Source organism: Streptomyces xiaopingdaonensis, assembly GCF_000262345.1.
Classification (GTDB): domain Bacteria; phylum Actinomycetota; class Actinomycetes; order Streptomycetales; family Streptomycetaceae; genus Streptomyces; species Streptomyces xiaopingdaonensis.
The window spans coordinates 1-22,991 of sequence record NZ_AJTQ01000053.1; the positions used below are offsets into that span (position 1 = coordinate 1).

The following is a 22,991-nucleotide window of genomic DNA, read 5'->3' on the forward strand; positions in this document are numbered from 1 at the left end:
CGCAACCGACGCGCTCGACTGTCAGGACGGCGGCCGCGGCCGACACCAGCGCATCGTGCCGGTCGGCCATCGGGGTCGTGCCCGAGTGTCCGGCCTGCCCGGCGAAGTGCACCAGCAGCCGGTCGATACCGGCGATGGCGGTGACCACTCCGATGCCGGTGCCGCTGCGTTCGAGCAACGGGCCCTGCTCGACGTGGAGTTCTGCGTATGCGTGGACATCCTGCGGCCGCCACGCTTGGCGCAGCGCCGCCTGCGGATCGAGGCCGAAGCGCTCCATTGCGTCGCCGAGCCGCACTCCGGCATTGTCGGTACGCTCCAGATGTTCCGCCTTCAGGATGCCGGCGATCGAACGGGAGCCCAGACAGGAGATGCCGAACTCGTTGGCTTCCTCGCCGAGGAAGTCCACCACGAGCAGGTCGTGTTCGAGCTGAGTACCGGTCTCCCTCAGTCGTTGGGCGACTTCGACGCCGCCGATCACCCCGACGATTCCGTCGAACCGGCCGCCCTGCCGCACGGTGTCCGTGTGTGAGCCGGTGACGAGGGCAGGGGAGCCGGAGCTGCGGCCCGGCAGGCGTCCGATAATGTTCCCGGCTGGATCCACCACCGGCTCCAGGCCGGCGTCGGCCATCTGGCGACGGACCCAATCGCGTGAGGCCCGGTAGGGGTTGGAGAAGACCTCGCGGCTCCAGCCGGGGAAGTCGGGGTCGTGAAAGGTGGCCAGCTCCTCCAGGCGTGCGTGGAGGCGGGCTCGGTTCGGCTCGAGGGAGTCCAGCTTGATGGCGGCAGTCATGGGGATTCAGGCGTTTCCTTCTCGTAGTGAGACCGGCCCCGCTTGAGGGGGTCGGCCGGGTTCTCGAGTGTGCCGACCTGCTCGGTGGCGGCGTCGTCCCGGTCGGGCGGGGTCCAGGCGGTGGGCAGCTCCTGTTGCAGGCGCTCTGCGAGCATGTCGGCGGCCTCCTGCAGCAGCCGTACGGGCTCGGTGACGTCGGCGAGGAGGTGGTCGGCACCGACCAGGGACAAGGCGCACAGGCATCGCCCACCGACGACCAGCGGCACCCCGACTGCCGACATGCCGGGGGTGAGCCAGCCGCGGGAGAAGTGGTAGCCCTGGCGCAGAATCACCGCCAGCTCCCGTCGCAGCTCTCCCAGGCCCGGTGCCGCGGTCGTGTAGCGGTGCAGAGGTTCCTGCAGCACCTGCTGCTGGACCGCACGCGGTGCCATGGCCAGCAGCGGCGTCGCGCTGGCCCCCGAATAGAGGGTGTGGACCTCGCCCGGCAGGAAGGCGACACTGCCGGGGCCGCTGCGCCGGGAATCCGGGCAGAGCGCCGCGGTGTGCACCCGTACCGACACGGCAGCCGTCAGTCCCGTGGCGGCGCGGAGGTGACCGAGCACCGGCCGGGCGTGGTCGACCAGGTGAATGGAATCGTTGGTGGCCCGGTCGGCCAGGCGCGTGCTCGGCAGCAGTCGGCTGCCCACTTCCACCACGTACCCGGCCCGCTTCAGTTTCCGCACGTACCGGTAGGCGCTCGAGGACGGCAGCCCGAGATGCGCGACGATCTCCGCGACGTCGACCTGCCCGCGATCCTGGATAAACGCCAGCACCAGCAGGCCACGGTCGAGCGACGACAGCTCCCTGGCGGCCCCGGCTGCTGCTGTGCCCTCCCCTCTCTCCTCCCACCACATCACTTCCGCTGTACCTGTTTCCCTCGGCCCGGGACGCCCAGGAGTCCCTTTCCGGCGTCGTAGACCACGTTCCCGTGGCTGAGGGTGAGAGTGACCTGCGCCCCCGGCGCGTACCCGTGGTACGGGGTCCAGCCGGCGTTCGAGAGCTGCGCTGCTGTGTCGATACGCCAGTCGTCACTGGGCGTGAGGACCATGACGTCGGCGTCGTATCCAGGCTGCAGACGCCCCTTGGTGTGACCGATGCCGTAGCGGTCGGCGGGGTTCGCCGTGAGGGCGGCGACCGTGCGGGAAAATTCGCGGCCGTCGCCGTATCGGTGCAGACACTCGCCCAGGGTGGTGGCCACCAGCGTCTGGACGCCGGGTGCTCCGGAGCTGTTGTCGAGGATCGCCTCGTGGTCCTTCAGCGCCGTCGGCCAGGGCGCGTGATCGGAAGAGATCACCGAGGCGAGACCGGACGTAACGGCCTGCCACATGGCGTTCCGGTCGGTGGCCGTGCGCAGCGGCGGATTGATCTTCAGCCGGCCGCGGTGGGCCATCATGTCCTCTTCGGTCAGCAGCAGATAGTGCGGGCAGGTCTCGAAGCTGATGTCGACGCCCTGATCGCGGTACCACTCCACCAGGTCCGCCGAGCGGCCCAGGGAAAGGTGGCACAGGTGCATCGCGTTGCCCTGGTGCGCGGTGATCTCCATCGCGGTTAGCGCACCGAGGGTCTCCGAGACCGGGGGGCGGGTGCGGCCGTGCACGCTCGGGTCGGTGGAGGAGCGGTTGCCCGCATCAGCGAGCAGAGCCTTGATGATCTCGTTGTTCTCGACGTGGGCGCACAGCGTGGATCCGGCTTCACCGATCGCCGCCGTCACGTCGAGCAGTTCGGCGTCGCTGGTCCGCGGGAAGCGGAAGGGGTCGGTGTCGAAGAGGGAGACCTTGAAGCCGACCACGCCGCCGTCGACCAGCTCGCCCGTGCGGCGCCAGCCGCCGCCCGGCTCCAGGGTGCCGAGCACCGCGACATCGACGACCGCCTCCTCCGCCACCTTCTCGAGTTTCGCCTCGAGCCGCTCGCGCCGGTTGACCGGACCGGTTCCGTCGAAGGGCATCTCCACGATGGTCGTCACGCCACCGGCCGCGGCTGCAGAGGTGGACGCCCTGAGTCCTTCACCGCCATGCGAGTAGGAGTGCACGTGGGCGTCGACCGCGCCGGGCAGCACGTAGGAGTCGCCGACATCGATGAGCCGGGCGCCGTCCGCGACGCTCTCGCCGCCGGTTGCCACCGCGGTGATCACGCCGCCCTCGATGAAAACGCGACCGCGCTGGAAGACCCCTTCCATGGTCTGCACCAACCCGGTGATGACCGTGTCAGCCGTCCGGTGAGCTTGTTCGGAAACGTCCATGGGAGGGGACCGTAGGGATTCGGCACAGGGACCCGACAGGTGCTTCCCGCAGAATGGGAATGCCGCAGGTGAAGCTGGTGCTCCGCTCCCGTCTTCCGGATGGCTGTGGAGAGGTGGTCACGCACCGTCCCGCGAGAAAGGTGCGGTTCCTGCGCGATCTGCGCGTTGTCGAGGCCGCGTGCGGCCGCGTCGAGGACGTCCCGCTCCCGCGCGGTGAGCGGGCTGGCGCCCTCCGCGAGAGCCGCGGCGGCGAGTTCGGGGCCGATGACGCGCTCGTTCGCGACCGCCCGGCGCATCGTCCCCTCTGCCCACTTGGGCGGCGATTCGGATGTCCGGTTCCAGTTCCAGCCGTGCGGCCAGCGCCTCGCGGACCATCGCCTGGTCCTCGGCGAGCAGCAGCATGATCACGCGGTTCAGGGCACTGAGGGCACGGTGGCGCGTAGGGGTAATCCGCCGCGTTCGCCGGGCGAGGTCTCCAATGCTCCGTCGACGAGGGCGAGTCGCTCGCGACGCCTGTCGAGCTCGTCGAGCCCGCCGCCGGTGCCGGTGGGGCCACGTCCGTCGTCGACGACGGCGGGCGCCGATGCTGATTCCCCAGTCGCTGACGCCGACGCGATGGGTGTCACCGTGCAGCGCGAGGCGTCGCTGTGGCGGACGACGTTGGTGACGGCCTCGCGCAGCGTTCAGGCGACCGCCGCCTCGCGCGCGGGCGTGAGCTGCGCGTGGTCCTCGCGCACCGGGAGCTCGCCGACGATGCCCGCCGCGTCCAACGCCGTGCGGATACCGGCGAGTTCGCGTCCGGGAGGGCGAAGGCTGCCTGAGCGGGTGCGGTGGTGGCCGCGTGACACGCGACGGCTCCGGCGCCCGTACGACCGTGCTTGCCGGGCGTCCGGTGATTCAGATCGCCCTGCCCCTCGTGTGCCCCACGCAGTGGGAGGCCGTACGGCCGGCTGACGGACTGCCTGTCGCGGTGGGGTTCGCGGGGAGCCGCTGACTCTGTCCCTTGTCAGCTTGTTGCGCAGCTGCCCCGGGGACTGCATTGCGGTCCCGACGAAGAAGGGCGTACGTCGAAGTCGAAGATGGCGGTCGGGAGGTAGAGGGTGGCGCAGGAATTGGGGATGTCGACCACTCCGCTGAAGCGCCCCTCGACGGGGGCGGCGCCGAGAAGCAGGTAGGCCTGTTCCGGCGTGTAACCGAAGCGTGTCAAATACGTGATGGCATTCAGGCAGGCGCGTTTGTAGGCGAGTTGGGAGTCCAGGTAGTGCTGGTTGCCGCTCTCGTCGACGGACACGCCGGTGAAGGTGAGGAACTCGCTGTAGCGCGGTTCGGTGCGGCCCGGCATGAAGACGGGATTGTGCTCGATTCCGTAGGCGTTCATGCCGTCTTTGATGAGGTCGACGTGCAGGTCGAGGAAGCCGCCCATCTCGATACCGCCGCAGAAGGTGATCTCGCCGTCGCCCTGGCTGAAGTGGAGGTCGCCCGCGGACAGGAGACCTCCCTCGACAAAGACGGGCAGGAACACCCGCGCCCCTCGGGTGAGGTTCTTGATGTCCTGGTTCCCGCCGTTCTCGCGAGGCGGCGCCGTACGGGCGCCCGTACGAGCAGCCTCGCGCGCGGCGTTCCCGGTCAACGAACCCATGAGCGCGTTGTGTTCCAACGGTGGCAAGGCCAGCGGCGGCACGGCGTCGGGCGCGGTGGAGATGAGGGCGGCCTCCCGGGCGTTCCACTGGTCGAGAAGCTGGTGGGAGGGTGCGGTACCGATGAGCCCCGGGTGCGTGATGCCGGTGAAACCGACCCCGGGCAGATGACGCGAGGTGGCGGTCTGCCCGTGGAAATCCCACACGGCCTTGTGGGCGTCGGGGAAGTGGTCGGTGAGGAAGCCACCGCCGTTCGTCCGGGCGAAGACCCCGGTGTAGCCCCACCCCTGGCCTGCGACGGGCCCCGCCTGTTGGGGGACGGGGCCGAGATCGAGGATGTCGACCACCAGCAGATCGCCAGGCTGCGCCCCGGTGACCGCGACGGGTCCGCTCAGCGGATGCACCATGGACAGGTCGGCGTCCCGGACGTCGTGTGCCGAGTCGTTGTTGCCGATCGTGCCGTCGAACCACTCGCGGCACTCCAGGCGGAACTCGCTGCCGGGACGGACGGAGGCCACCGGCGGGATGTCGGGGTGCCAACGGTTGTGGCACGGCACCTGCTGGTCGTAGAAGGACCGGGACTGGTCGACGGGAAACAGGACTTCCGGCATGGCGTATCCCTTCTTGGTCGGGTGGCCGACGGGCCGTCAGGGTCGTGGCAGAGCGGAGTGCCGCGGGCGCCGCGCAGCAGGCCGGCCGGATACCGGAGGGAGCGTGTTCACCACGTCCGGGGCGTACGCGCTGCGGCGGTCCGCCGCCACGGCCCGCGCCACCGGGCTGGAGCCGGACAGCAGGACGGGCGGTGAAAAGACCCGGGCAGCGGGAACGCCGCATCGCGGACAGGGAAGTTGAGGGGCAGCGGTCCCGGCAGTGCACGAGACCTCGAACAAGTTGCAGTCGGGACAGCGGTAGTCGTAACGGAGCATGGACGTCTCCAGCGGCAGCGGTCCACCCGGCGACGCCCCAGTACCCGGGCAGCGCAACGTACTCCCGGGCAAGGGCGAAAGGGGAGGCGGAATGGTCCGTCGGGCAGGGGCAGCGCTGAAAATACCTCGGCGGACCGCGGCAGTGTGGGATGTTGCCGGGACTTCCGGGGCTGTTGTGACTCAGTGAATATGCAGGCTCGTGATTCTGGACAGGGCTGCAGCCTGTTGTGCTGCACCGTTTGAGAAAAAGGTCGAGGCGGCTCGAATTGGGCGGAGCACCGGATCCGGACTTCCCCGTGGGCTTGGACAGCGGGTGGTTACGCTGCGGGGTGGGCTCCATGTTTTTCGTCGGTCGGGCTGCCGGTTCCGGGGGGGGCGTCCGGTTTATGCGGCGAGGGTGATGGTGGTGGGTCGGGGCTCGTGGGTGAGCAGGCCGCGTATCCGGGTGGAGGTGCGGGTGGCCTCGGCCGCGAAGTTCCGAAGCCGACGGGGGCGGTCGGTTCGGCGGTGATCTGGTCGGTCGGCTCCAGGGAGCGCAGGGTGTGCGGCATGGTGCGGACGGCGTCCGCGGTCACGGCCGCGTCCGTCTTCGCCTCGCCCGGACAGAGGTCGGCGATCCGCCGCGTCGCCGGTGCTGGCAAGTAGGCGACGCGGCGGCCCGCGTCTCGCGCGACGGTCGGCGGGAGGGCCCGAGGCGGGTTGGTCCACGAGTACCGGCACCGTGCCGAGCTTCGCGGTGTGCTTGTCGAAGACCGTCTTCCCGGCCGCGGTGATCCCGTGGCCGGGAAGGGCACTCTTGCCGACGTCAGGCCGAGGAACACGCCCCCGTCTTCGCTCTCGAACATCCTGCCCCATCACAGGTGTTGATGGTGTCGGCGTCGGTGTCGTGGTGAAGTAGGCCGCCGGCGAGGTGCCCGTGGTGCGGGTCCTTTTCCGACGGCCCCTTCCCGAACGACGCGTGCGGCTTTCACCGCACGTCGCTCTCCAGAGTTCGTTTTCGGGTGGAGGAAGTGGCCCGGCCAGCGTGGATGTCATGGTGGCAGGTCTGGCAGACGATGAGCGTCTTGCGTTTCTTGCTCGCCATGAGAATCACCCACGAAGGACGGTCCGGCCGTCCAGGCCGTTTCAGATCGGCCATTTTCCGGATGTGATGGACGTGCAGATTCGACTTCTCCCCGCACATCTCACACTCGCCAACCAACAGCCGCTGCAAGAGTTCATTGCCGCGAGTGCGATTGGTGGCCGGAGCCCGGTCCGTAATTTCTGCTGTGCGTTTACGCTTGAGTGGTATCCCACCGAAGGTGGCGATCAGTGGCTTCCTTCCCTTGTCACGTGGAATCGTGACTTGCAAGCACCAGCGCGGGCCATCCGGGGTCTCGACGGTCCCGTGAAATTTACGGGCCATCTTGCGGACGGTTGACTTGTGCTTGTTCGCGAGAGTCTTGAGCATCGACGTCTCCATGACCCATCGCAAAACACCCAGACGGTGAACGTTCTGAGCGAGAAGGTAGTATTGCACCAACCCTCGGTACTCCGCCTGATACTTCACCACGATTGAGTAATCATTGTCGCGGATTAGCCCCCCACGGGATTCTGGTTTCCCACGCTTCATGTAGAGCGCACATCTCTGCCGGATCACTTGCTGCGGTACATAGAGTCCGATCACGCCGTTGGCTGCACGGCGCCCTCCGGATATCTTCGTATCGCTGCGTTGAGCCCTTATCGAGTAGCCGAGGAAACTCGCCGCCTGACTGGCAGCGTGTGTGATGAGGGTCTTAGGATCAGACAGCTCCAATTTGAGCTCTTCTCGTAAGAAGATCCGAACCCTTTCCTTCACTTCCTTGGCCTCGCTCTTGGGCCCGGCAAAACCGAGAAGCCAGTCGTCGGCGTACCTCACATACCGCAGACGCCGGTAGCCCGGATCGTTCAGGTCGAGGCTCGACCTGCTCCGTTGCTCCTGCCTTAGCAACAGCACGGTTTCGGCGTCACCCCGCTTTTTAGCCCTGGCGATCTGGGTAGCCACACGCTGGTATTCAGGGTGTCGCCGTCGCGTATCACCTCGGTTGTATTCCGGCAGCAGGCGCTGTTCAACGAATCGGTCGAACCGGTCCAGATAGATGTTGGACAGGATCGGCGAAGCCACTCCACCCTGCGGGGCACCGCTGAGTGTAGAGTTCCACCGCCAGTCCTCCAGATATCCAGCCTTCAACATCCTGCTGATCAACTGCAAGAATCGACCGTCGGGGATTTTCTCCGAAAGGATGTCGAGCATCACCTCGTGATCCAGGCTGCCGAAGCAGTCAGAGATATCACCCTCGATGAACCAATGCGTTCCCTTCCAAGTATCCGCCACATCACGCAATGCCGTATGGCATCCTCGCCCGGGACGGAAACCATGAGAACGGTCAGAGAACTGGACGTCGTAGTACGCCTCCAATAAGAGACGCACCACTTCGGCAACCAGCTTGTCAGACCAGACGGGTAGTCCTAGCGGGCGCTTCTTACGTGACCCTTTCTTCTCGATGTAGACCCGCTTTACTGGCGTCCACCGATACGATTCCGAGCGTAGAGACCCGATGATCGAGTCGATCTTTTCCAGTGACGTCCCATCCGCAGTCTCCCCGTCGACCCCAGGCGTCATAGCGCCTGCATTGGACTGGATTCGCCCATAGGCCATGAGGAAGAGGCTCGGATTGAACAGCTGCCGATAGACCCTCTCCAGCGGCAGACCACGTCTGCCGCGCTCCCGAATGACATGTAAGACCGTTTCAGCGTTCTGCATTACGCATACCTCCCGGCCGCAATGTCCTGACCCCCTGTGCCCCTTTGCCCTGTAAACGGATCTCCCGTTCTCCCTGGCAGGTCGTTACTCCTGCGACTACTACGAGCACTCCGTCGCCTTAGGACTCGCGTCCCGTAGGCGATCCCGTGGTGCGTCTTCGTTGTACGTATCGAGCTCGACGTAGGCCGCCCACTCATCTCCTTGACCACCCTCGCTGGGCGGCGCTCCTCGTCCCGGAGGTTGCCTTGCCATCGCGAGCCAGAGGCGGGCAGGACGAGATGTCGGTGACAGGCGTCGTTCCGACGGCGGTGGTAGACGCCGCTGGAGATTGGGCTTCAGGCAATCCAGCTTTGGCCATATCGAACGAGTCTCGCGGGGCAGTGCCCTGGACGCCTCCAGACGGCCCCCGCTTCCCTGGCATGCTGTTGTCCCCTCGCGCTTTCGCGTCCAGGTGAGCCAGGCGACTCAAGAACATCCCTCCAAGTTCTTCCCGACTGAGTCGGGGATACAACGAAGCGCCGCACGGCGCACCTCGCGCATCCACGTTATGCAGACCTGCCACCCGCGAACCGTCCGGTATTGCGCAGGACCAGGCGGCGGCCGGACCTCTCGCCAGCGTCTCCGACGGCCCCTCTCAGGCTCGGTGACGCCATCCCCCCAGGACCACGAAAAACACGACGGGGGACGATCCGCCGTCAGCCCTCCTGCTCCGCGGTGCCGGACAGCATCGGCAGCGCGGCGAAGTGCTCCTCCGGGACGCCGAACGCCTCGGTCAGCGCGTCGAGTTGGGGAAGGAGCCGCTCGACGAGCGTCTGCTGGGCCGACGGGAGGCGCTCGACCTGCTCGCGGGTGAGGGCTCCGTCGGCGAGGAGCTGTCCGGAGTGCGGCGCGACGCGGTCGAGGAGGAAGAGCGCGTGCAGGTCGTCGAGGACGGCGCGGGTCCGGGTGCGGTCCAGGGCCTCGCGGGCGGCGGTGAAGGCGTCGGAGGCGAGGCCGACTGCGTGCGACTCGACCATGTCCAACGCGGCGGTCGACGCGTTGTTCCAGCGGCCGAGCGTGTCTCCGCGCCCGCCCGAGCGCAGTTGACCGCGTGCGGTGGCGTGCGAGTGGCGTTCGGACGCGGCGACGAGGCGGCGCAGGAACTCCGGTTCCGTGAGCGGCTCTCCGCCCGTCGCGGGCGGTGCCTCAGGAGCGAGGTCGGCGCCGAAGAGCATCTCGGACGCGGCCTTGCACCAGATGGCGAGGTTGTCGCCCTCGGCGGTGATCGCGCCGTCGACGTTCGCCTGGAACTCGGCGAGTCCGTTGACGGGGAAGAGTCCGGCGGCCCCGCACCGCTCCCGTGCCGCGGTGACGATGTTCCGTCCCTGCCAGGTGATCCACCCCTTGGTTACGGCCACGCGCCTCTCGGAGGCGGCACGTTGGTCGGCGCTGTGGGTGACCCAGTGCCGTGCGGTGGCGCGGTGCAGGAACGTCATGGCGTAGGCGGTGGCCGTGTGCCGCAACAGCGGGGCGCGGTGGCTGCGGTGCGCGGCGAGGGGGATGCGCGTCCCGGCGGCCGGGCCGGAGACGGTGCGGTAGCGGGCGTAGCGCACGGCGATGGCGAGTGCGGTGCGGCAGCCTCCGAGGGTGCTCGCGCTCATGCAGAGCTTGCCGACGGCGACCCTGCCGATCGCGTGCAGCGCACGTTTGCGCACGTTGCCGACGGAGCTGACGAAGTGTCCCTCCTCGTCGAGGCGGCCGTGCGGCCCCTCCAGCAACGCGCCCCGGGGCAGCCGCACCTGGTCGAAGGACGTGGCGCAGTGGTCCACGGGACTGCCGACGCGCGGCGGCAGCGGTTCCACCGTGATGCCGGGCAGCGGGCCCTCGTGATCGCTCAAGGGGCAGAGGAAGAGGAAGACCCCGTGGTCCTCGCCGTCCACCACGAGGCGGGCCGCGACGACACCGGACTTCGGCCCGCCGGCGGCGCTCGTGTTCGGCATGTACTTCTGCGCCCGCTCGTGCGGCGTGTGCAGGACGAACTCGGCGCGCTGCCGGTCGTACCGCGCGGTCGTCTCCAGCGCCGAGACGTCGTTGCCGTGGGCGCGCTCCGTGCACAGGAACGTCCCGACGCGGTCGAGGGTCGTGAACTCTTCCAGGTCGCGTCCGGTGTCGTCGTCGAGGAGGCTGCCGAGGAAGAGGTTGTAGTGGATGCCCGCGACGGTGGCCGTGGCGCCGTCGACGAGTGCGGTCCACTCGTGGAGCGCGGCGAGGGCCTGCGGGTCGCGCGCCAGTTGGACAGGGCAGCCGGCTTCCTCGTGCACGGCGCGGAGCCGTTGGTAGGCGAGGTGCCGTCGCTCCTCGTCCGAGGCGTGGGGACGGTGACGGAAGAGTTCGTGGCGGATCACCTTCCGCCAGTGCTCGTGGGCGGCTCCCTGACCGTCCCGGAAGAGGAGCCCGGAGAGCGCGCGGACGTCGGGTGCGCCGGAGCCGGCGCCTGTTGCTGTCGACATGCCCTGCCCAACGAGCCTCCCGGCGCGAAGAAGCGTCGCAGCGACGGGAGATGCGGAACGTGCACACAACTCCGTGCGGGAGAACGGGAGTTCGGTCGCCTGTCGCCTTCCTCACCGCCCGACGTGCTGTCGGACGGTGAGCCGCGCCGCACGCAACGACCGGCGGATCCACAGCACTTGGCGCTCAGGGGCCGCACCAAGCATGCGGCCCCCGCGCGCCGTCAGACCGTGCGCTGGTCGAACCGCGGCGCGGCCGCGAGCAGGCTGCTCAGGTCGGCCCCCGGCGCGTACTCGACCGGCTCCGCCCCCGCGGAGAAGAGCCGCGCACCCGCCGGTGTGCCGCCCAACTCCATCGCGCCGTCCCGGCGTTGCAGCCAGGTGCCCTCGCGCAGGCCGAGGACGGGCACGTCGTTCTCCTCGAGGAACTGGGCGAGCCGCTCCGCCCGGGTCTCGCCCATGTGCGCGCTTCCCGGCTGCGGATCGAGGTAGTGCGGGTTGATCTGGAAGGGGACGAGCCCCAGCGTCTCGAACGACGCCGGCTGGACGATCGGCATGTCGTTGGTGGTCCGCAGCGTCGGACAGGCCATGTTGGTCCCGGCGCTCGACCCCATGTACGGCACCCCGTCCTCTCCTGCGCGTCGGGCGAGTTCCGGGACGAGCCCGTGCCCCTGGAGCGCCCGCAGCAGCCGGAAGCTGTTGCCCCCGCCGACGAACACAGCCTCGGCCGCGGCCACTTCGCCGCGCGGATCGCCCGAGCCGTGCACGCCGCGCACCCGCACGCCCAACTCGCCCATGAACGCCGCGACCTTCGCGGTGTAGGCGTCGTGGTCGGCGAGCGCGTACGGGACGAAGAGCAGTTCGCGCACGCCGTCGAGGTGCTCGGCGATCACCTCCCGCGCGTGGTCGAGGTAACCCCGTCCGGGGGCCGAGGAGTTCGACAGCAAGAGCAGCTTCACGGTGGTCCGGCCTTTCTCTTCTTCAGTTGCGGGACGTCCGGGGGGTTCGGCCCCGGACTCGGCGAGGGGTGAGCAGTTCCCCGAGGCCCTCCGCGGCGGAGCGCAGCGGTATGAGCAACTCATCGCGGTCGTCGGCGAGTTGGCGGTGCGGTCCGACGAGGGTCAGCGAGCCCACCGGCTGCGCGCGCACCACGACGGGCACGGCGAGCCCGGCCGTCGCGGGGTCGTACTCGCCCTCGGAGTACACGTAGCCGTCGACCGGTACCCGGCACATCAGCTCCTCCAGCTGCGCGGGGTCGGTGACGGTCCGCTCGCTGAAACGGGCCATCGGGCGACCGTAGAGGGCGGCGGCGCGGGCGCCGGGCGCGAGCATCCCGAAGTACGCGCGCGAGGTGGCGCCCGCGTGCCCCGGGTAGAGCTCCTCGGCGAGACGGTAGGTCCGCAGCGGGCCCAGCGTCCCGTCGGCCGAGTCGACGCACCTGAGGTGGGCGCCGTCGGGCACGGCGAAGAGCGCGGTCACCCCGCTCTCCGCGGCGAGCTCCCGCAGCGTCGGACGCACCAGTCCCGCCATCCCGCCGTGCCGCTCCCAGGCGGTGGCCATGTGCCACACGGCGGGGCCCAGCCGGTAGCGCCGGGTGACGGCGTCGGAGACGAGGAACCTCCGGTGCGCGAGCGCCGCGAGGAGGCGCTGGGTGACGGACTTGTCCCAGCCGAACTCGGCGGCGAGATCGGTCACCCCCCACTCGTCGCGGTCGTGGGTGAAGGCGAGCAGCACCTGGAGCGTGCGGTCCGCGGTCTTCAGCGGAGCCCCTCGATCGGTAGTCACCCGGCGTACCCTACCGGTATCCGCCTCTGCTTCTCACATATCGGGAAAAGGTTGCTCTCGCGGAGCGCGGGGGAGCAACCTGGCGGCATCGGCCGACGGCCACCGCCGCCCACCCGATGCCCGGCGCGACCTCGAAGGCGCGACGGCTCCCGCGGCCCGGCGCCGCATCCCCCGCAGCAACGACGCTGCCCCTCGCACGGCCCCCGCCCGTCGCCCACCCGCACGGCGGCCCGGGCATCGCCCCGGAAGGCGTCGCCGTCCGAGTCCCGACCGCACCACCCCCAAGGAGCCCACGGTGCTCAAGCACGTACTGGACGTCCTCGAACTCCTCGACCGCCCGCAGGCCGACGGGCACAGCCTCGCGGCGCACCTCCGCGACGTCCTCCACCGGGCGGCGCAGCAGGCGGACCGCACCGCCGAGGCCGACCGCGTCGAGATCTCCGTCACCCGCATCGAGGGCGCGCAGGGCGGCACGGACTTCGTGAAGGCCGTCGTCCCCGGCCGCGACGGGGCTCGCGCCGGCGGCAGCGCCCCCACCCTCGGCGTCCTCGGCCGCCTCGGCGGCGTGGGCGCCCGCCCCGAGCGGACCGGCCTCGTCTCCGACGCGGACGGCGCCGTCGCCGCGCTCGCCGCAACGGCGAAGCTGCTCGACATGTACGGGCGCGGGGACGTACTCGAAGGCGACGTCATCCTCAGCACCCACGTCTGCCCCGACGCACCGACCCGTCCGCACGACCCGGTGCCCTTCATGGACTCACCGGTCTCCATCCTCGACTGCAACCGCCAGGAGATCGACGGAGCGATGGACGCCGTCGTCTCGATCGACACCACCAAGGGCAACCGCCTCCTCAACCACCGCGGGCTCGCCCTCTCCCCGACCGCCAAGGAAGGCTGGGTCCTGCGGGTCAGCGACGACCTGCTCGGCATCCTGGAGACCGTCACGGGCGAGGACGCGCACGTGCTGCCGGTCACCACCCAGGACATCACCCCGTACGGCAACGGCGTCCACCACATCAACTCGATCATGCAGCCGTGCGTCGCCACGTCGGCGCCCGTCGTCGGCCTCGCGCTGACCACAGGCCCCGCCGTCGCCGGCTGCGCGACAGGTGCCAGCCACGAGACCGACATCGCAGCCGCCGGCCGCTTCGCCGTCGAAGCGGCGAAGGAGTACGGACGAGGGGCTGCGCGCTTCCACGACCCGGAGGAGTTCGCCCGACTCGTCGACCTCTACGGGCCGATGACCCGGCTCCAGTCGACAGCAGGCGCGACCGAGGACTGACCCACGGGCCACCCGGCCGCTGCGGGGGAGCGGCCGGGCGGCTCCCCTGTCCCCACCCCGCGTACGCCCCACGCGCACCGCACCCGAAAGACGACCCCTATGAGCACCTCTCCAGCTCCCGCCCCGGAAGCGAGGCGGACCCACCCCAGAGCCCTCGAACCGGTCACCCTCGTCGTGACGGTCCTGCTGTCCGTGCTGGGAGCCGTGATCGGCCTCGTACTGATCACCACCCTGGGCATCGCCCCCAACACCTCGGTGATCGGGGCGCTCATCGCCATGCTCATCGGGCGCCTCTCCTTCGCGACGCTCTCGCGGATGCGCGACCCGCACCGCCAGAACCTCGTCCAGTCCGCGATCTCCGGCTCCACGTTCGCCGCGGCCAACTCGCTCGTCACGCCGATCGCCGTACCGTTCCTGCTCGGCGAGCCCGGGCTGGTCTGGCCAATGCTCGGCGGCGCCGTGATCGGCCTCGCCGTCGACAGCTGGGTGCTCTACCGCGTCTTCGACTCGCGGCTGCTGCCCGCGACCGCCGCGTGGCCGGCCGGTATCGCGGCAGCCGAGACGATCAAGGCGGGGGACGAGGGCGGCCGCAAGGCCGGGATGCTCGGCGTCAGCGCGGTCGTGGGCTTCCTCGGCTCGCTCTTCAAGCTCCCGATGAGCGCGGCCGGCGTCGCCTTCCTCGGCAACATCTGGGCGCTGCTGATGTTCGGCGTCGGCCTGCTCGTCGCGCAGTACGCGCCGACGCTGCTCGACACCGATCTCTCGGCGAACCACGTGCCGCACGGCGTGATGATCGGCGCCGGGCTCGTCGCCCTCGTGCAGGCCGTCCGGTTGATGCGGGAGCGCGACGGCGGGAGCAGGGGCCGGGAGCCCGCCCGGGAGGCCGAGGACGCCTTCGCCCCGCAGACGCGCACCGTCGACGCCCGCCGACTGCGGCGCGGACTCCTGGAGGGGCTCGCGCTCTTCCTCGTCGGCGCCCTCTTCGTCGCCCTCACCGGCGGCATCCTCGCCGACATGAGCGGGCTCGGACTCGTCGGCTGGGTGCTCCTCGCCGGTGTCGCGGCGCTCGTGCACCAGCTCATCGTCGGGCTCGCGGCGATGCACTCGGGGTGGTTCCCCGCCTTCGCCGTGACCCTGATCTTCCTGATCCTCGGGCTCGTCCTCGGCATCCCGATGGTGCCGCTCGCCCTCCTCGTCGGCTACGCCGCCTCCACGGGGCCCGCGTTCGCCGACGTCGGCTTCGACTTCAAGGCCGGCTGGCTGCTGCGCAAGGACGCCGTGCCCTGGCACCCCTACGAAATGGCGGGGCGGCGCCAGCAGTACGTCGCGCAGCTCGTCGGCTTCGCCGTCGCGATCCTCGTCGTGGTCGTCGCCTGGAAGCCGTTCTTCGAGGACGGCCGGGTGCCGCCGGTGGCGCAGGTGTACGTCGACACCCTCAAGGCCGGTCTCACGGACACGCATGCGCTGACGATGATGGCGCTCTGGGCGATCCCCGGCGCGCTCGTCCAGCTCCTCGGAGGCTCTTCCCGCCAGATGGGCGTCCTGCTGGCGACGGGCCTCCTCGTCGCGACGCCGCAGGCAGGCTGGCTCGTCCTCGCCGCGCTCGCCGTCCGCGTCGGCTACGCCCGCTGGGCCAAGCGCCGGGCGGACTCCGCGGACGGGCAACAGGCCGCCGCCGACAACGACTTGGCGCTCGTCGGCGCGGGCCTCGTCGCGGGCAGCTCACTCAACGACGTCAGCCAGATCTACAAGGCGGTGTGACCGTGGACCCCTCCACCACTTCCCCTGCGCTGGGGCTCGTCACGATCGGGCAGGCGCCCCGTACCGACCTCGCCGGCGACGTCGCGCCCCTGCTCGGCGCTGTCCGCGTCCGCGAGCACGGCGCCCTCGACGGGGACGTCTTCGACGGCGAGGAAGGCGCCCGCACCCGCGCGCGCCTCGCCCCCGCGCCGGACGAGCCGCCCCTCGTCTCCCGGCTCCGTGACGGCGGTTCCGTCGTCCTCGGCCACGAGGCGCTGGCACCGCGCATGCGGGACGCCGTCGCCCGCTGCGAGGAGGACGGCGCGGGGGCGACACTGCTGCTGTGCACGGGCAACTTCCCCCCGATTCCGGCCACTCGGCCGGTGCTCTACGCGGAGCCGCTCGTGCAGCGCGGGGTGCGCGCGGTCGTCGGGGACGCCGAGGTCGGCGTCGTCTGCCCGCTGCCCGAGCAGGCGGACGACGTCACGCGCCGCTGGGCCGCGCTCCTGCCCGGACGGGTGCACGCGGCGGCCGCCGACCCCTACGCGCCCGACGCCGGAGAGCAAGTCGCCCGCGCGGCCTCGCACTTGGCCGCCGGCGGGGCACGCTGGCTCGTCCTGGACTGCATCGGCTACACGGAGCCGATGCGCCGCACGGCCGCCCGTGCGGCCGGCCGCCCCGCGCTTCTGGCGCGGGCACTCGCGGTCCGCCTGGCAGCGGAGGCGGCCACGGCGGTGGGCACGGCGGGCCGAGACTGACACTCCTCCGGCCTCGCCCCGAACGGACCGTGCCTACCGCTCACTTCACTCGCGAGGGGGAGCGCGGCCGTACGGCGGTCGGTCGACTGCCCCCTGTTCGGGTGCGGTTGGTCCGAACGCGGAATGTCGTGCGGGTCCGGTGCGGCGGGGCGTTGCGGGACGCGGCTTCCGCCGCCGGGGGCAGCGTGCGTCGTGGCGGTCCGCGCCCGGACCGCTCCGGCCGCCCACGTCGAAGTCGGCGCGGACGAGCACGGACCGGCTCGTGCAACGCCCCGGAAGCCCCCCCCGTCAGGCCGGGCCGTCTTGTTCCCCCGTGGCGCCGCGCAGTTCGTCGGCCTGTCGGGCCAGGGTGTCGAGCCGGTGGGTGAGGGCGCTGTCGCGCGGCGCGACGTAGGGGCGTGCCTCGCTGAGCGGGGCGAGCAGGTGGGTCGGGTCGTCGGCGGAGAGGGCCCGGACGAGGGGGCCGGACGCTTCGTCCGGCAGGCCGGTGAGGGTGGCGATCCGCGCCGCGAGCTGCCGCAGGTCGGCGGCGTTGCCACGGGCCCAGGCCGCGACGGCGCGGTCGCCGGCCCGACGTTTGCGGGTGTCCTGGACGCGCTGCTCGCCGGTGTCGCCCGGCCTGCCGGGGCGGACCCGGAGGTACCGGCGCTCCGCCGCCTGGCGGCTCGCGACCCCGAGCGGGTGTGCGAGCTCCGCCCAGCTCGCGCCTGCCGCGCGCGCCACCTCGATCAACGCCGGCTCCCACCCGGCGAGTTCGTCGCGGAGCCGGCGCAGCAGCAGGAGCGCGGCGAGGGCCTGTTCCGAGCTGGCCGTGCCCGCGGCTTCCGCCTCGGCCGGCCGATCCTCGGGCGGGGTCCGGGCGGCCCGCACGGCCTCGTCCATCGTTCCCAGCGCGACCGAGGCGGCGACGAAGGAACGCGGCGTCGGCTGCTGCTCGGCTGAACTCATCGACTCGCTCCCGCTTCCTGCTCAAGTGCACCTCGCCGCTTCCGGACGCAGCGTCATCGGAACAGCGACGAGGTGGTTTGTCATCGTTCCGATGACATGCTACAAGAGAAGCACGTTGCCGCCCACCGCGGCAGCAAGAGCCGTAGCCGATGGAGGTGTTGACGGATGCTGATGCGCACCGACCCCTTCCGTGAGTTCGACCGCCTGAGCCGGCAGTTCTTCGGCGACCCGGTCGGCACCTGGACCCGTCCCACGGCGATGCCGATGGACGCCTACCGCGAGGGCGACGAGTACGTCATCGCCCTCGACCTCCCCGGCGTCGACCCCGACGCGATCGATGTCGACGTCGAGCGGAACATGCTCACCGTCAAGGCCGAGCGCCGTCCCGCAGGCGACCGGGACGGCGTCCAGACGGAGCTCGCCGAGCGCCCGCTCGGCGCCTTCTCCCGTCAGGTCGTCCTCGCCGACACCCTCGACACCCGGCAGATCGCCGCCGACTACGACGCCGGGGTGCTCACCCTGCGCATCCCGATCGCCGAGCGTGCCAAGCCGCGCAAGATCAGCGTCGGCCGCGGGAAGCGCAAGCAGATCGAGAGCTGAACGGCCCCACGCACGACGGCGCGGACGTGGCGATCGCCGCGTCCGCGCGCACGACGGGGCGGATGCGGGCGCCGAACAGGCGCCCCGCCCCACCCACAACCCCATAGCGAGAAAGGTGTCCCGCAGATGCTCATGCAGGTCGAGCCCGGCACGACGACCACGCGCGCCGCCTACCCGGAGCTGCTCGAACGCGTCCGCCGCGCCGGCGCCTACGCCGACGTGGAGCGCGCGGAGCGGATCGTCGGCGACGTACTCGCCGGCCTCGGGCGGCAGTTGACGGGGGAGGAGCGCGGGGAGCTCGCCGCGCTCCTCCCGGCCGAGGCCGCGCGGCTCTTGGTCGCCGAGGTCCCCGACATCCGCCCGCTCACCGGGTGGGGCTTCGTGAAGGACCTGGCCACCCGTACCGGCGGGACCCTGGCCAGGACGCGCTGGGACGTCGGTTCCGTGCTGCGGGTCGTCGCCGACCTGGCCGACCGCGATCTCCTCGACCGCGTCCTCGCCCAACTCCGGCCCGGATACGCCCTGTTGTTCGGGCGCGCGGAGCTCGTGCAGCCCGCTTGATGCCGCGGTGCCGCCCCTGGGGAGATGTCGGGTCCCGGCGGCCGCGCACCTCTTCTCCTCGTATCGGTGGCGCATATGGTGCAGACCCGATTCCCCCGGCCTCTTCGGGCCGGGGAATCCCATTGCATCTGACGCCTCCGTCCGAGCGGGTCCCGACAAGCAGTGGCGCGGCCCGGCGGTTCCGCTATTCCACGGGTGTATTTCGGTTCGCGAAACCCGCCCCGTGAGATCCTCGTTGTGCCGTCGGAACGGGTTGTGCGGATGCGGAAGGGGAACGGGCCGAGGCGATTGGCAATCACTTCCGGCTCGTGCGACCGCTTCGGCTTCTGCGCTCCCTCCGCGGTTCGCCGTGCTGCTCCAGGGTGCTATAAAGGGGCAGCCCATCAGCGGAGGAGAACACCGTGGCAAAACAGGTCAGGACCATCTACATCGACGATCTGACCGGAGATCAGTCCGACGACGTCAAGACGGTACGGTTCGGTATCGACGGGCGCGAATACGAAATCGACTTGAACGCCGAGAACCACGACAAGTTGACCAACCTCCTCAACCCCTACATTCTCGCCGCACGCAGGCGCGGCAGGTCGGCCCCGACGGCCCGGAAGGCCGCGGCGAGCACGTCCGCCGACTCGGCGACGGTCCGGGAGTGGGCCAAGCAGCAAGGGTTCGAGGTCAGCGAACGCGGTCGTGTCCCGGCCAATGTCAGGGCCTCCTACGAAAAGGCGCACGCCAAGAAGAACTGAAAGACGACGCGGGGCCGGCGCACGGCTCTCGGAGCCGCCGCGCCCTCGGCGCACGCGTACCCGGACCGCACGACGCATCGGGGAGGCCGGCGCGTAACGCGGGCGCCGCTGCTGCCGTGAGCGAACCCCGCCGTGTACGCTGCACCCGGCGGCTGTTTCCCCTCCTATTCCCGGTGCCCCGGACCGTGTTGGCTACCGTGGTCCCGCTTCGACGGGTGTTCCAGCGGGCCGATGAATGGACGGGGCCACAGAGCGGTGAGTGAGCGGCTGAGCGGTTCCCGGGGTTCTGAGAAAGGGAATCAGCGGCTCACCGAAAAGGTGGCCGAGCTGATCGAACAGGACATCTGGGAGAGCGGCTGGAACGTGGGTTCCGTGGTCGGTTCCGAATGGAGCTCAATGGAGCGGTACGGGGTGAGCAGAGCCGTATTCCGGGAGGTCGCACGGCTGGCGGAGCACCAGCGGATGGCCGCCATGCGCCGGGGGCCGGTGGCGGCCTCGTCGTCACCGAACCGGAGCCGGGGATCGAGCGGCTCGACGAAGCACTCGACGCCGAGCGGCAGTTGCTCGACCGTGGAGTGACGCGAAGGCACGCAAGCAACCTGCACCGGGTGATCGCCGAATTCGCAGGGAACCCCGCTGTCACGCTGTTCGTGGAGGTCCTCGCCCAGCTCGACCAGGACACGAGGAGGGCCCGGGCAGCGACGGTTCCGACGAGGCGGCCCGGGCTTCCCACGAAGCGCACCGGGCCATCGTCGCCGCCGTCGTCTCCGGCGACGCGGCGCTGGCGCAGCACCGTATGCGGCGCCACCTCCAGGCGATCGCCGAACTCCTCGAAGCGGAACCCTGAGGGATTTCCGTCGGTACGCCCGCGGTTGGTCCTCCGTGCGGGGGGCGGTGCGAACTGCCGTGCTCGGGAGCTTGCTCCGTGCTCGGTGCGCGGCGGAATCAACCTACGAGAAAAGCACTCTCACACAGAATGCGCCTACGCATACGGGGAGTTGCCTCGCGGTTGACAGTGGACGCACGCACCGCCCGCCGGGCACGTCCCGCCCGGCTGTGCGTGTCCCCGCGTCACGCGCGTGGCGGCGCGGTGCTCTTGCGGACGACGAGGCTGGTGGCGAGCTCCAGTCTGGTGGTCACCGGCTCCTCCACCCGCAGGCGCAGCAGGAGTTGGACGGCCTCCTCGGCCATCTGCTGCAGCGGCTGGTGCACCGTGGTGAGCGCCGGGCTCGCCCACCGGGCGACGCTGACGTCGTCGTAGCCGACGACGGAGAGGTCGCGCGGGACGCGTACCCCGCTGACCCGCGCCGCCTCGAGGCAGCCCAGCGCTTGCAGGTCGCTCCCGGCGAAGACGGCTGTCGGCGGCTCGGGGAGGCTGAGCAGCTCCTTCGCCCCGTCGTATCCGCCCTCCACGTGGAAGTCGCCGTACTTGACGAGTGCGGGGTCGCTCTCCAGCCCGGCCATGCTCATCGCCGAGCGGTAGCCGTCGAGGCGGGCGAGCGAGCAGAGCATGTCCTCCGGGCCGGTGATGATCCCGATGCGCCGATGGCCCGACTCGATGAGGTGGCGCGTCGCCGCGACCCCTCCGCTCCAGTTCGCTGAACCCACCGAGGGCACGTCGGGGTCGGGATCGCCCGCCGGGTCGATGATGACGAACGGGATGGCGCGCGACCGGAGTTGCTGCTTGACCTCGGCCGGGAGAGCGGAGAAGACGAGCACGACGCCGAGCGGCCTGCGTTGGAGCACGCCCTCGATCCATTCCGGGTCGGGCGCGTGCCGGGTTCCGCTCTCGGTGAGGACGACGCTCGCCTGGTGCACCTTGGCGACGTTCTCCACGCCGCGTATGAGCTCCATCGCCCAGATGCTGTCGAGTTCGTGGAAGACGAGTTCGATGAGCGGTGCTTCGCGGGCCGCTCGTGTGGTGCGCCGGTAGGCGTGCGTCTCCAGGAGTCGCTCCACTCGTCTCCGCGTCGGCGCGGCGACGTCCTGCCGCCCGTTGAGTACTTTCGAAACTGTCGAGATGGAAACGCCTGCCTGCTCGGCCACTTGAGCCAGCGTAATGCGTCCGAACCCGTCGTCAATGCTCATGCCGACGAGCATAGAGCACCCTCAACCCCCCTCCTTCTGCAACGAGTTGGTAACGCCGTAACCGAGGGTTGACCCCCGGTGAACGCCGCTCTACCGTCCCGACGGATGAAGTTTCGACACAAACGTCGAAACATTTTCGAGAGGCGATGCGATGAGGAAACGCGCACGGTTCCCGAGCCTCCCCGCGATCGGCGCAGTCGCCCTCGCGCTGACGCTCTCCCTGTCCGCATGCGGCTCAGGGTCCGGCTCCGGCGAGGGGGACGACGGCAAGATTCACGTCCTGGTCTACGGCGACGCCACCAACAAGGTGGAGAAGAAACTGGTCGCCGCCTTCAACAGGACCTCCGACGTCGAGGTCGTCCTCGACACCATCCCCGGCGCCGACTACCAGGCCAAGCTCCAGACCATCATCAACAGCAAGCAGGCCCCCGACGTCTTCTTCAACTGGGGCGGCGGCAGCATCAAACCGTTCGTCGACGCCGATCTCCTGCTCCCGCTCGACGACTTCATCGACGAGAACCCGGACCTGAAGCGCAAGTTCCTGCCCTCCGTCTTCGACAGCGCCGTGGTCGACGGCAAGGCGTACGGAGTCCCGATGCGCGGCACCCAGCCCGTGCTGCTCTTCAGCAACAAGAAGGTCCTCGAGGAGGCCGGCGTCGCGCAGCCGAAGACCTGGGACGACCTCCTCGACGCGGTACGGGAACTCAAGGCGCGGCAGGTCACCCCGATCGCGCTCGGCGGCGGCGACAAGTGGCCGACCCTCATGTGGTTCGAGTACCTCTACGACCGGGTGGCAGGACCCGGACTCTTCCGCAAGGCCCTCGACGGGGACAAGGACGTCTGGTCCGGCGCAGGCAGCAGAAAGGCCCTCGGCATGCTCAGGGAGCTCGTCGACGCCGGCGGCTTCGGCACCAACTACGACTCGGTGAAGTTCACCGACCAGGGCTCTCCCACTCTCCTCGCGACCGGCAAGGCGGGCTTCGAACTGATGGGCTCCTGGGAGTACTCCACCCAGCAGGACTCCCACCCGCGGTTCGCCAAGGAGGACCTCGGCTACGGCGCCTTCCCCACCGTCGAGGGCGGCAAGGGCGACCGGCGCAACCTCGTCGGCAACACCAACAACTTCTACTCGGTGCTGAAGAAGACGCAACACCCCGAGGCCGTGGCAAAGTTCCTGAAGCTCCAGTACTCGGACCGCTTCGTCGAGGCCCAACTGGCCGTCGGCAACCTCCCCACCACGACCAACACCGAGCGCTTCCTCGACGACGCAGCCAGCCCGGAGTTCGCCCGCTACCAGTACGACCTCGTCAAGGAGGCACCGGCCTTCCAGCTCTCCTGGGACCAGGCGTACCCGCAGACCGCTTCGACCTCCCTCTACCAGGCCGTGCAGCAGTTCCTCAACGGCGGGCTCGACGAAGACGGCTTCATCGCGGCGATGCAAGCCCTGCCGACGTCCTGACACGCCCACGCCCCGACTTGGACACCCCCATGACGACCACCTCGCCCCCCGCCCGAAAACGCGGCCGTGCGGCACCGACCGGCCGCCCCGTGTCCGAGGCGGGGCGGCCGGGCTTCGGCTGGGCCGCACCC

At 70.1% G+C, this 22,991-nt stretch carries 21 protein-coding genes and 2 pseudogenes; 8 read left to right on the forward strand and 15 right to left on the reverse strand.

Annotated elements, in window-relative coordinates; translation table 11 throughout:
• The 12 genes and pseudogenes from UWG_RS0103970 to UWG_RS0104015 form a co-directional block, all read right to left on the reverse strand.
• On the reverse strand, positions 1–790 hold a 790-nt coding region (locus UWG_RS0103970; RefSeq protein WP_016905913.1), incomplete at its 3' end, for a hydantoinase/carbamoylase family amidase.
• Entirely contained in the window at positions 787–1,683 is an 897-nt protein-coding gene (locus UWG_RS29445) for an IclR family transcriptional regulator (protein WP_016905914.1), read from the reverse strand. The genes UWG_RS0103970 and UWG_RS29445, both read right to left, overlap by 4 nt.
• Entirely contained in the window at positions 1,683–3,068 is a 1,386-nt protein-coding gene (locus tag UWG_RS0103980; RefSeq protein WP_106429915.1) for a dihydroorotase, read from the reverse strand. Before UWG_RS0103980 ends, UWG_RS29445 begins: the two co-directional genes overlap by 1 nt.
• Before the next feature lie 74 nt (positions 3,069–3,142).
• A pseudogene (locus tag UWG_RS33520) lies at positions 3,143–3,470 on the reverse strand (response regulator transcription factor); the annotation flags it as partial.
• 281 nt (positions 3,471–3,751) lie between these two features.
• On the reverse strand, positions 3,752–3,916 hold the full coding sequence (locus tag UWG_RS32930) for a hypothetical protein (protein WP_016905916.1): 165 nt from the start codon (positions 3,914–3,916) through the stop codon (positions 3,752–3,754).
• 158 nt (positions 3,917–4,074) lie between these two features.
• Positions 4,075–5,316: a formamidase gene (gene fmdA, locus UWG_RS0103990; RefSeq protein WP_016905917.1), complete on the reverse strand. Its 1,242-nt coding sequence runs from the start codon at positions 5,314–5,316 to the stop codon at positions 4,075–4,077.
• Positions 5,317–5,352: 36 nt separating this feature from the next.
• Positions 5,353–5,631 carry a zinc ribbon domain-containing protein gene (locus UWG_RS34215; RefSeq protein WP_157838529.1) on the reverse strand — a complete coding sequence of 93 codons (279 nt, stop codon included), beginning with the start codon at positions 5,629–5,631 and terminating at the stop codon, positions 5,353–5,355.
• Positions 5,632–6,054: 423 nt separating this feature from the next.
• Positions 6,055–6,476, reverse strand: a pseudogene (locus UWG_RS31935) (IS110 family transposase); the annotation flags it as partial.
• Positions 6,477–6,598: 122 nt separating this feature from the next.
• Complete coding sequence (locus tag UWG_RS29450) at positions 6,599–8,413, reverse strand: reverse transcriptase/maturase family protein (protein ID WP_033195956.1); 1,815 nt, start codon at positions 8,411–8,413, stop codon at positions 6,599–6,601.
• A 695-nt stretch (positions 8,414–9,108) separates the two neighbouring features.
• The gene (locus UWG_RS0104005) at positions 9,109–10,902 is read right to left on the reverse strand and encodes an acyl-CoA dehydrogenase family protein (protein WP_016905920.1); all 1,794 of its coding nucleotides are present in this window, start codon (positions 10,900–10,902) and stop codon (positions 9,109–9,111) included.
• 221 nt (positions 10,903–11,123) lie between these two features.
• Entirely contained in the window at positions 11,124–11,858 is a 735-nt protein-coding gene (gene pepE, locus UWG_RS0104010) for a dipeptidase PepE (protein ID WP_016905921.1), read from the reverse strand.
• A 22-nt stretch (positions 11,859–11,880) separates the two neighbouring features.
• Positions 11,881–12,684, reverse strand: coding sequence for an IclR family transcriptional regulator (locus UWG_RS0104015; RefSeq protein ID WP_016905922.1), 804 nt, complete (start codon positions 12,682–12,684; stop codon positions 11,881–11,883).
• Positions 12,685–12,979: 295 nt separating this feature from the next.
• On the opposite strand from UWG_RS0104015, the gene UWG_RS0104020 reads away from it, so the two are divergent.
• The 3 genes from UWG_RS0104020 (at position 12,980) to UWG_RS0104030 (ending at position 16,461) form a co-directional block, all read left to right on the forward strand.
• Positions 12,980–13,963, forward strand: coding sequence for a DUF1177 domain-containing protein (locus UWG_RS0104020; RefSeq protein ID WP_016905923.1), 984 nt, complete (start codon positions 12,980–12,982; stop codon positions 13,961–13,963).
• 99 nt (positions 13,964–14,062) lie between these two features.
• Positions 14,063–15,724, forward strand: coding sequence for an OPT/YSL family transporter (locus tag UWG_RS0104025; RefSeq protein ID WP_029391150.1), 1,662 nt, complete (start codon positions 14,063–14,065; stop codon positions 15,722–15,724).
• A complete protein-coding gene (locus UWG_RS0104030; protein WP_016905925.1) occupies positions 15,721–16,461 on the forward strand; it encodes an AroM family protein in 741 nt (246 codons plus the stop codon). The genes UWG_RS0104025 and UWG_RS0104030 overlap by 4 nt, the downstream gene beginning before the upstream one ends.
• Before the next feature lie 288 nt (positions 16,462–16,749).
• On the opposite strand, the gene UWG_RS0104035 is transcribed toward UWG_RS0104030, so the two are convergent.
• A complete protein-coding gene (locus UWG_RS0104035) occupies positions 16,750–17,409 on the reverse strand; it encodes a hypothetical protein (protein WP_016905926.1) in 660 nt (219 codons plus the stop codon).
• Positions 17,410–17,574: 165 nt separating this feature from the next.
• On the opposite strand from UWG_RS0104035, the gene UWG_RS0104040 reads away from it, so the two are divergent.
• The 3 genes from UWG_RS0104040 to UWG_RS0104050 all read left to right on the forward strand — a co-directional run bounded on the left by UWG_RS0104040 (position 17,575) and on the right by UWG_RS0104050 (position 19,313).
• Complete coding sequence (locus UWG_RS0104040; RefSeq protein ID WP_016905927.1) at positions 17,575–18,009, forward strand: Hsp20/alpha crystallin family protein; 435 nt, start codon at positions 17,575–17,577, stop codon at positions 18,007–18,009.
• A gap of 126 nt (positions 18,010–18,135) precedes the next feature.
• Positions 18,136–18,570, forward strand: coding sequence for a DUF2267 domain-containing protein (locus tag UWG_RS0104045; protein WP_016905928.1), 435 nt, complete (start codon positions 18,136–18,138; stop codon positions 18,568–18,570).
• Positions 18,571–18,971: 401 nt separating this feature from the next.
• The gene (locus UWG_RS0104050; protein ID WP_016905929.1) at positions 18,972–19,313 is read left to right on the forward strand and encodes a histone-like nucleoid-structuring protein Lsr2; all 342 of its coding nucleotides are present in this window, start codon (positions 18,972–18,974) and stop codon (positions 19,311–19,313) included.
• Between the two features lie 299 nt (positions 19,314–19,612).
• On the opposite strand, the gene UWG_RS34080 is transcribed toward UWG_RS0104050, so the two are convergent.
• Positions 19,613–19,903: a hypothetical protein gene (locus tag UWG_RS34080; protein ID WP_016905930.1), complete on the reverse strand. Its 291-nt coding sequence runs from the start codon at positions 19,901–19,903 to the stop codon at positions 19,613–19,615.
• Positions 19,904–20,061: 158 nt separating this feature from the next.
• Here UWG_RS34080 and UWG_RS34085 point away from each other — a divergent pair, with 158 nt between their 5' ends.
• Positions 20,062–20,160 carry a hypothetical protein gene (locus UWG_RS34085; protein WP_337459917.1) on the forward strand — a complete coding sequence of 33 codons (99 nt, stop codon included), beginning with the start codon at positions 20,062–20,064 and terminating at the stop codon, positions 20,158–20,160.
• 224 nt (positions 20,161–20,384) lie between these two features.
• Here UWG_RS34085 and UWG_RS0104060 read toward each other — a convergent pair whose 3' ends face one another.
• Positions 20,385–21,401 (reverse strand): LacI family DNA-binding transcriptional regulator, encoded by a 1,017-nt coding sequence (locus tag UWG_RS0104060; RefSeq protein ID WP_420235610.1) that lies wholly within the window; start codon positions 21,399–21,401, stop codon positions 20,385–20,387.
• Between the two features lie 151 nt (positions 21,402–21,552).
• Between UWG_RS0104060 and UWG_RS0104065 the strand changes: the two genes are divergently transcribed.
• On the forward strand, positions 21,553–22,860 hold the full coding sequence (locus UWG_RS0104065; RefSeq protein WP_016905932.1) for an ABC transporter substrate-binding protein: 1,308 nt from the start codon (positions 21,553–21,555) through the stop codon (positions 22,858–22,860).
• The last annotated feature ends 131 nt before the right edge of the window (positions 22,861–22,991 follow it).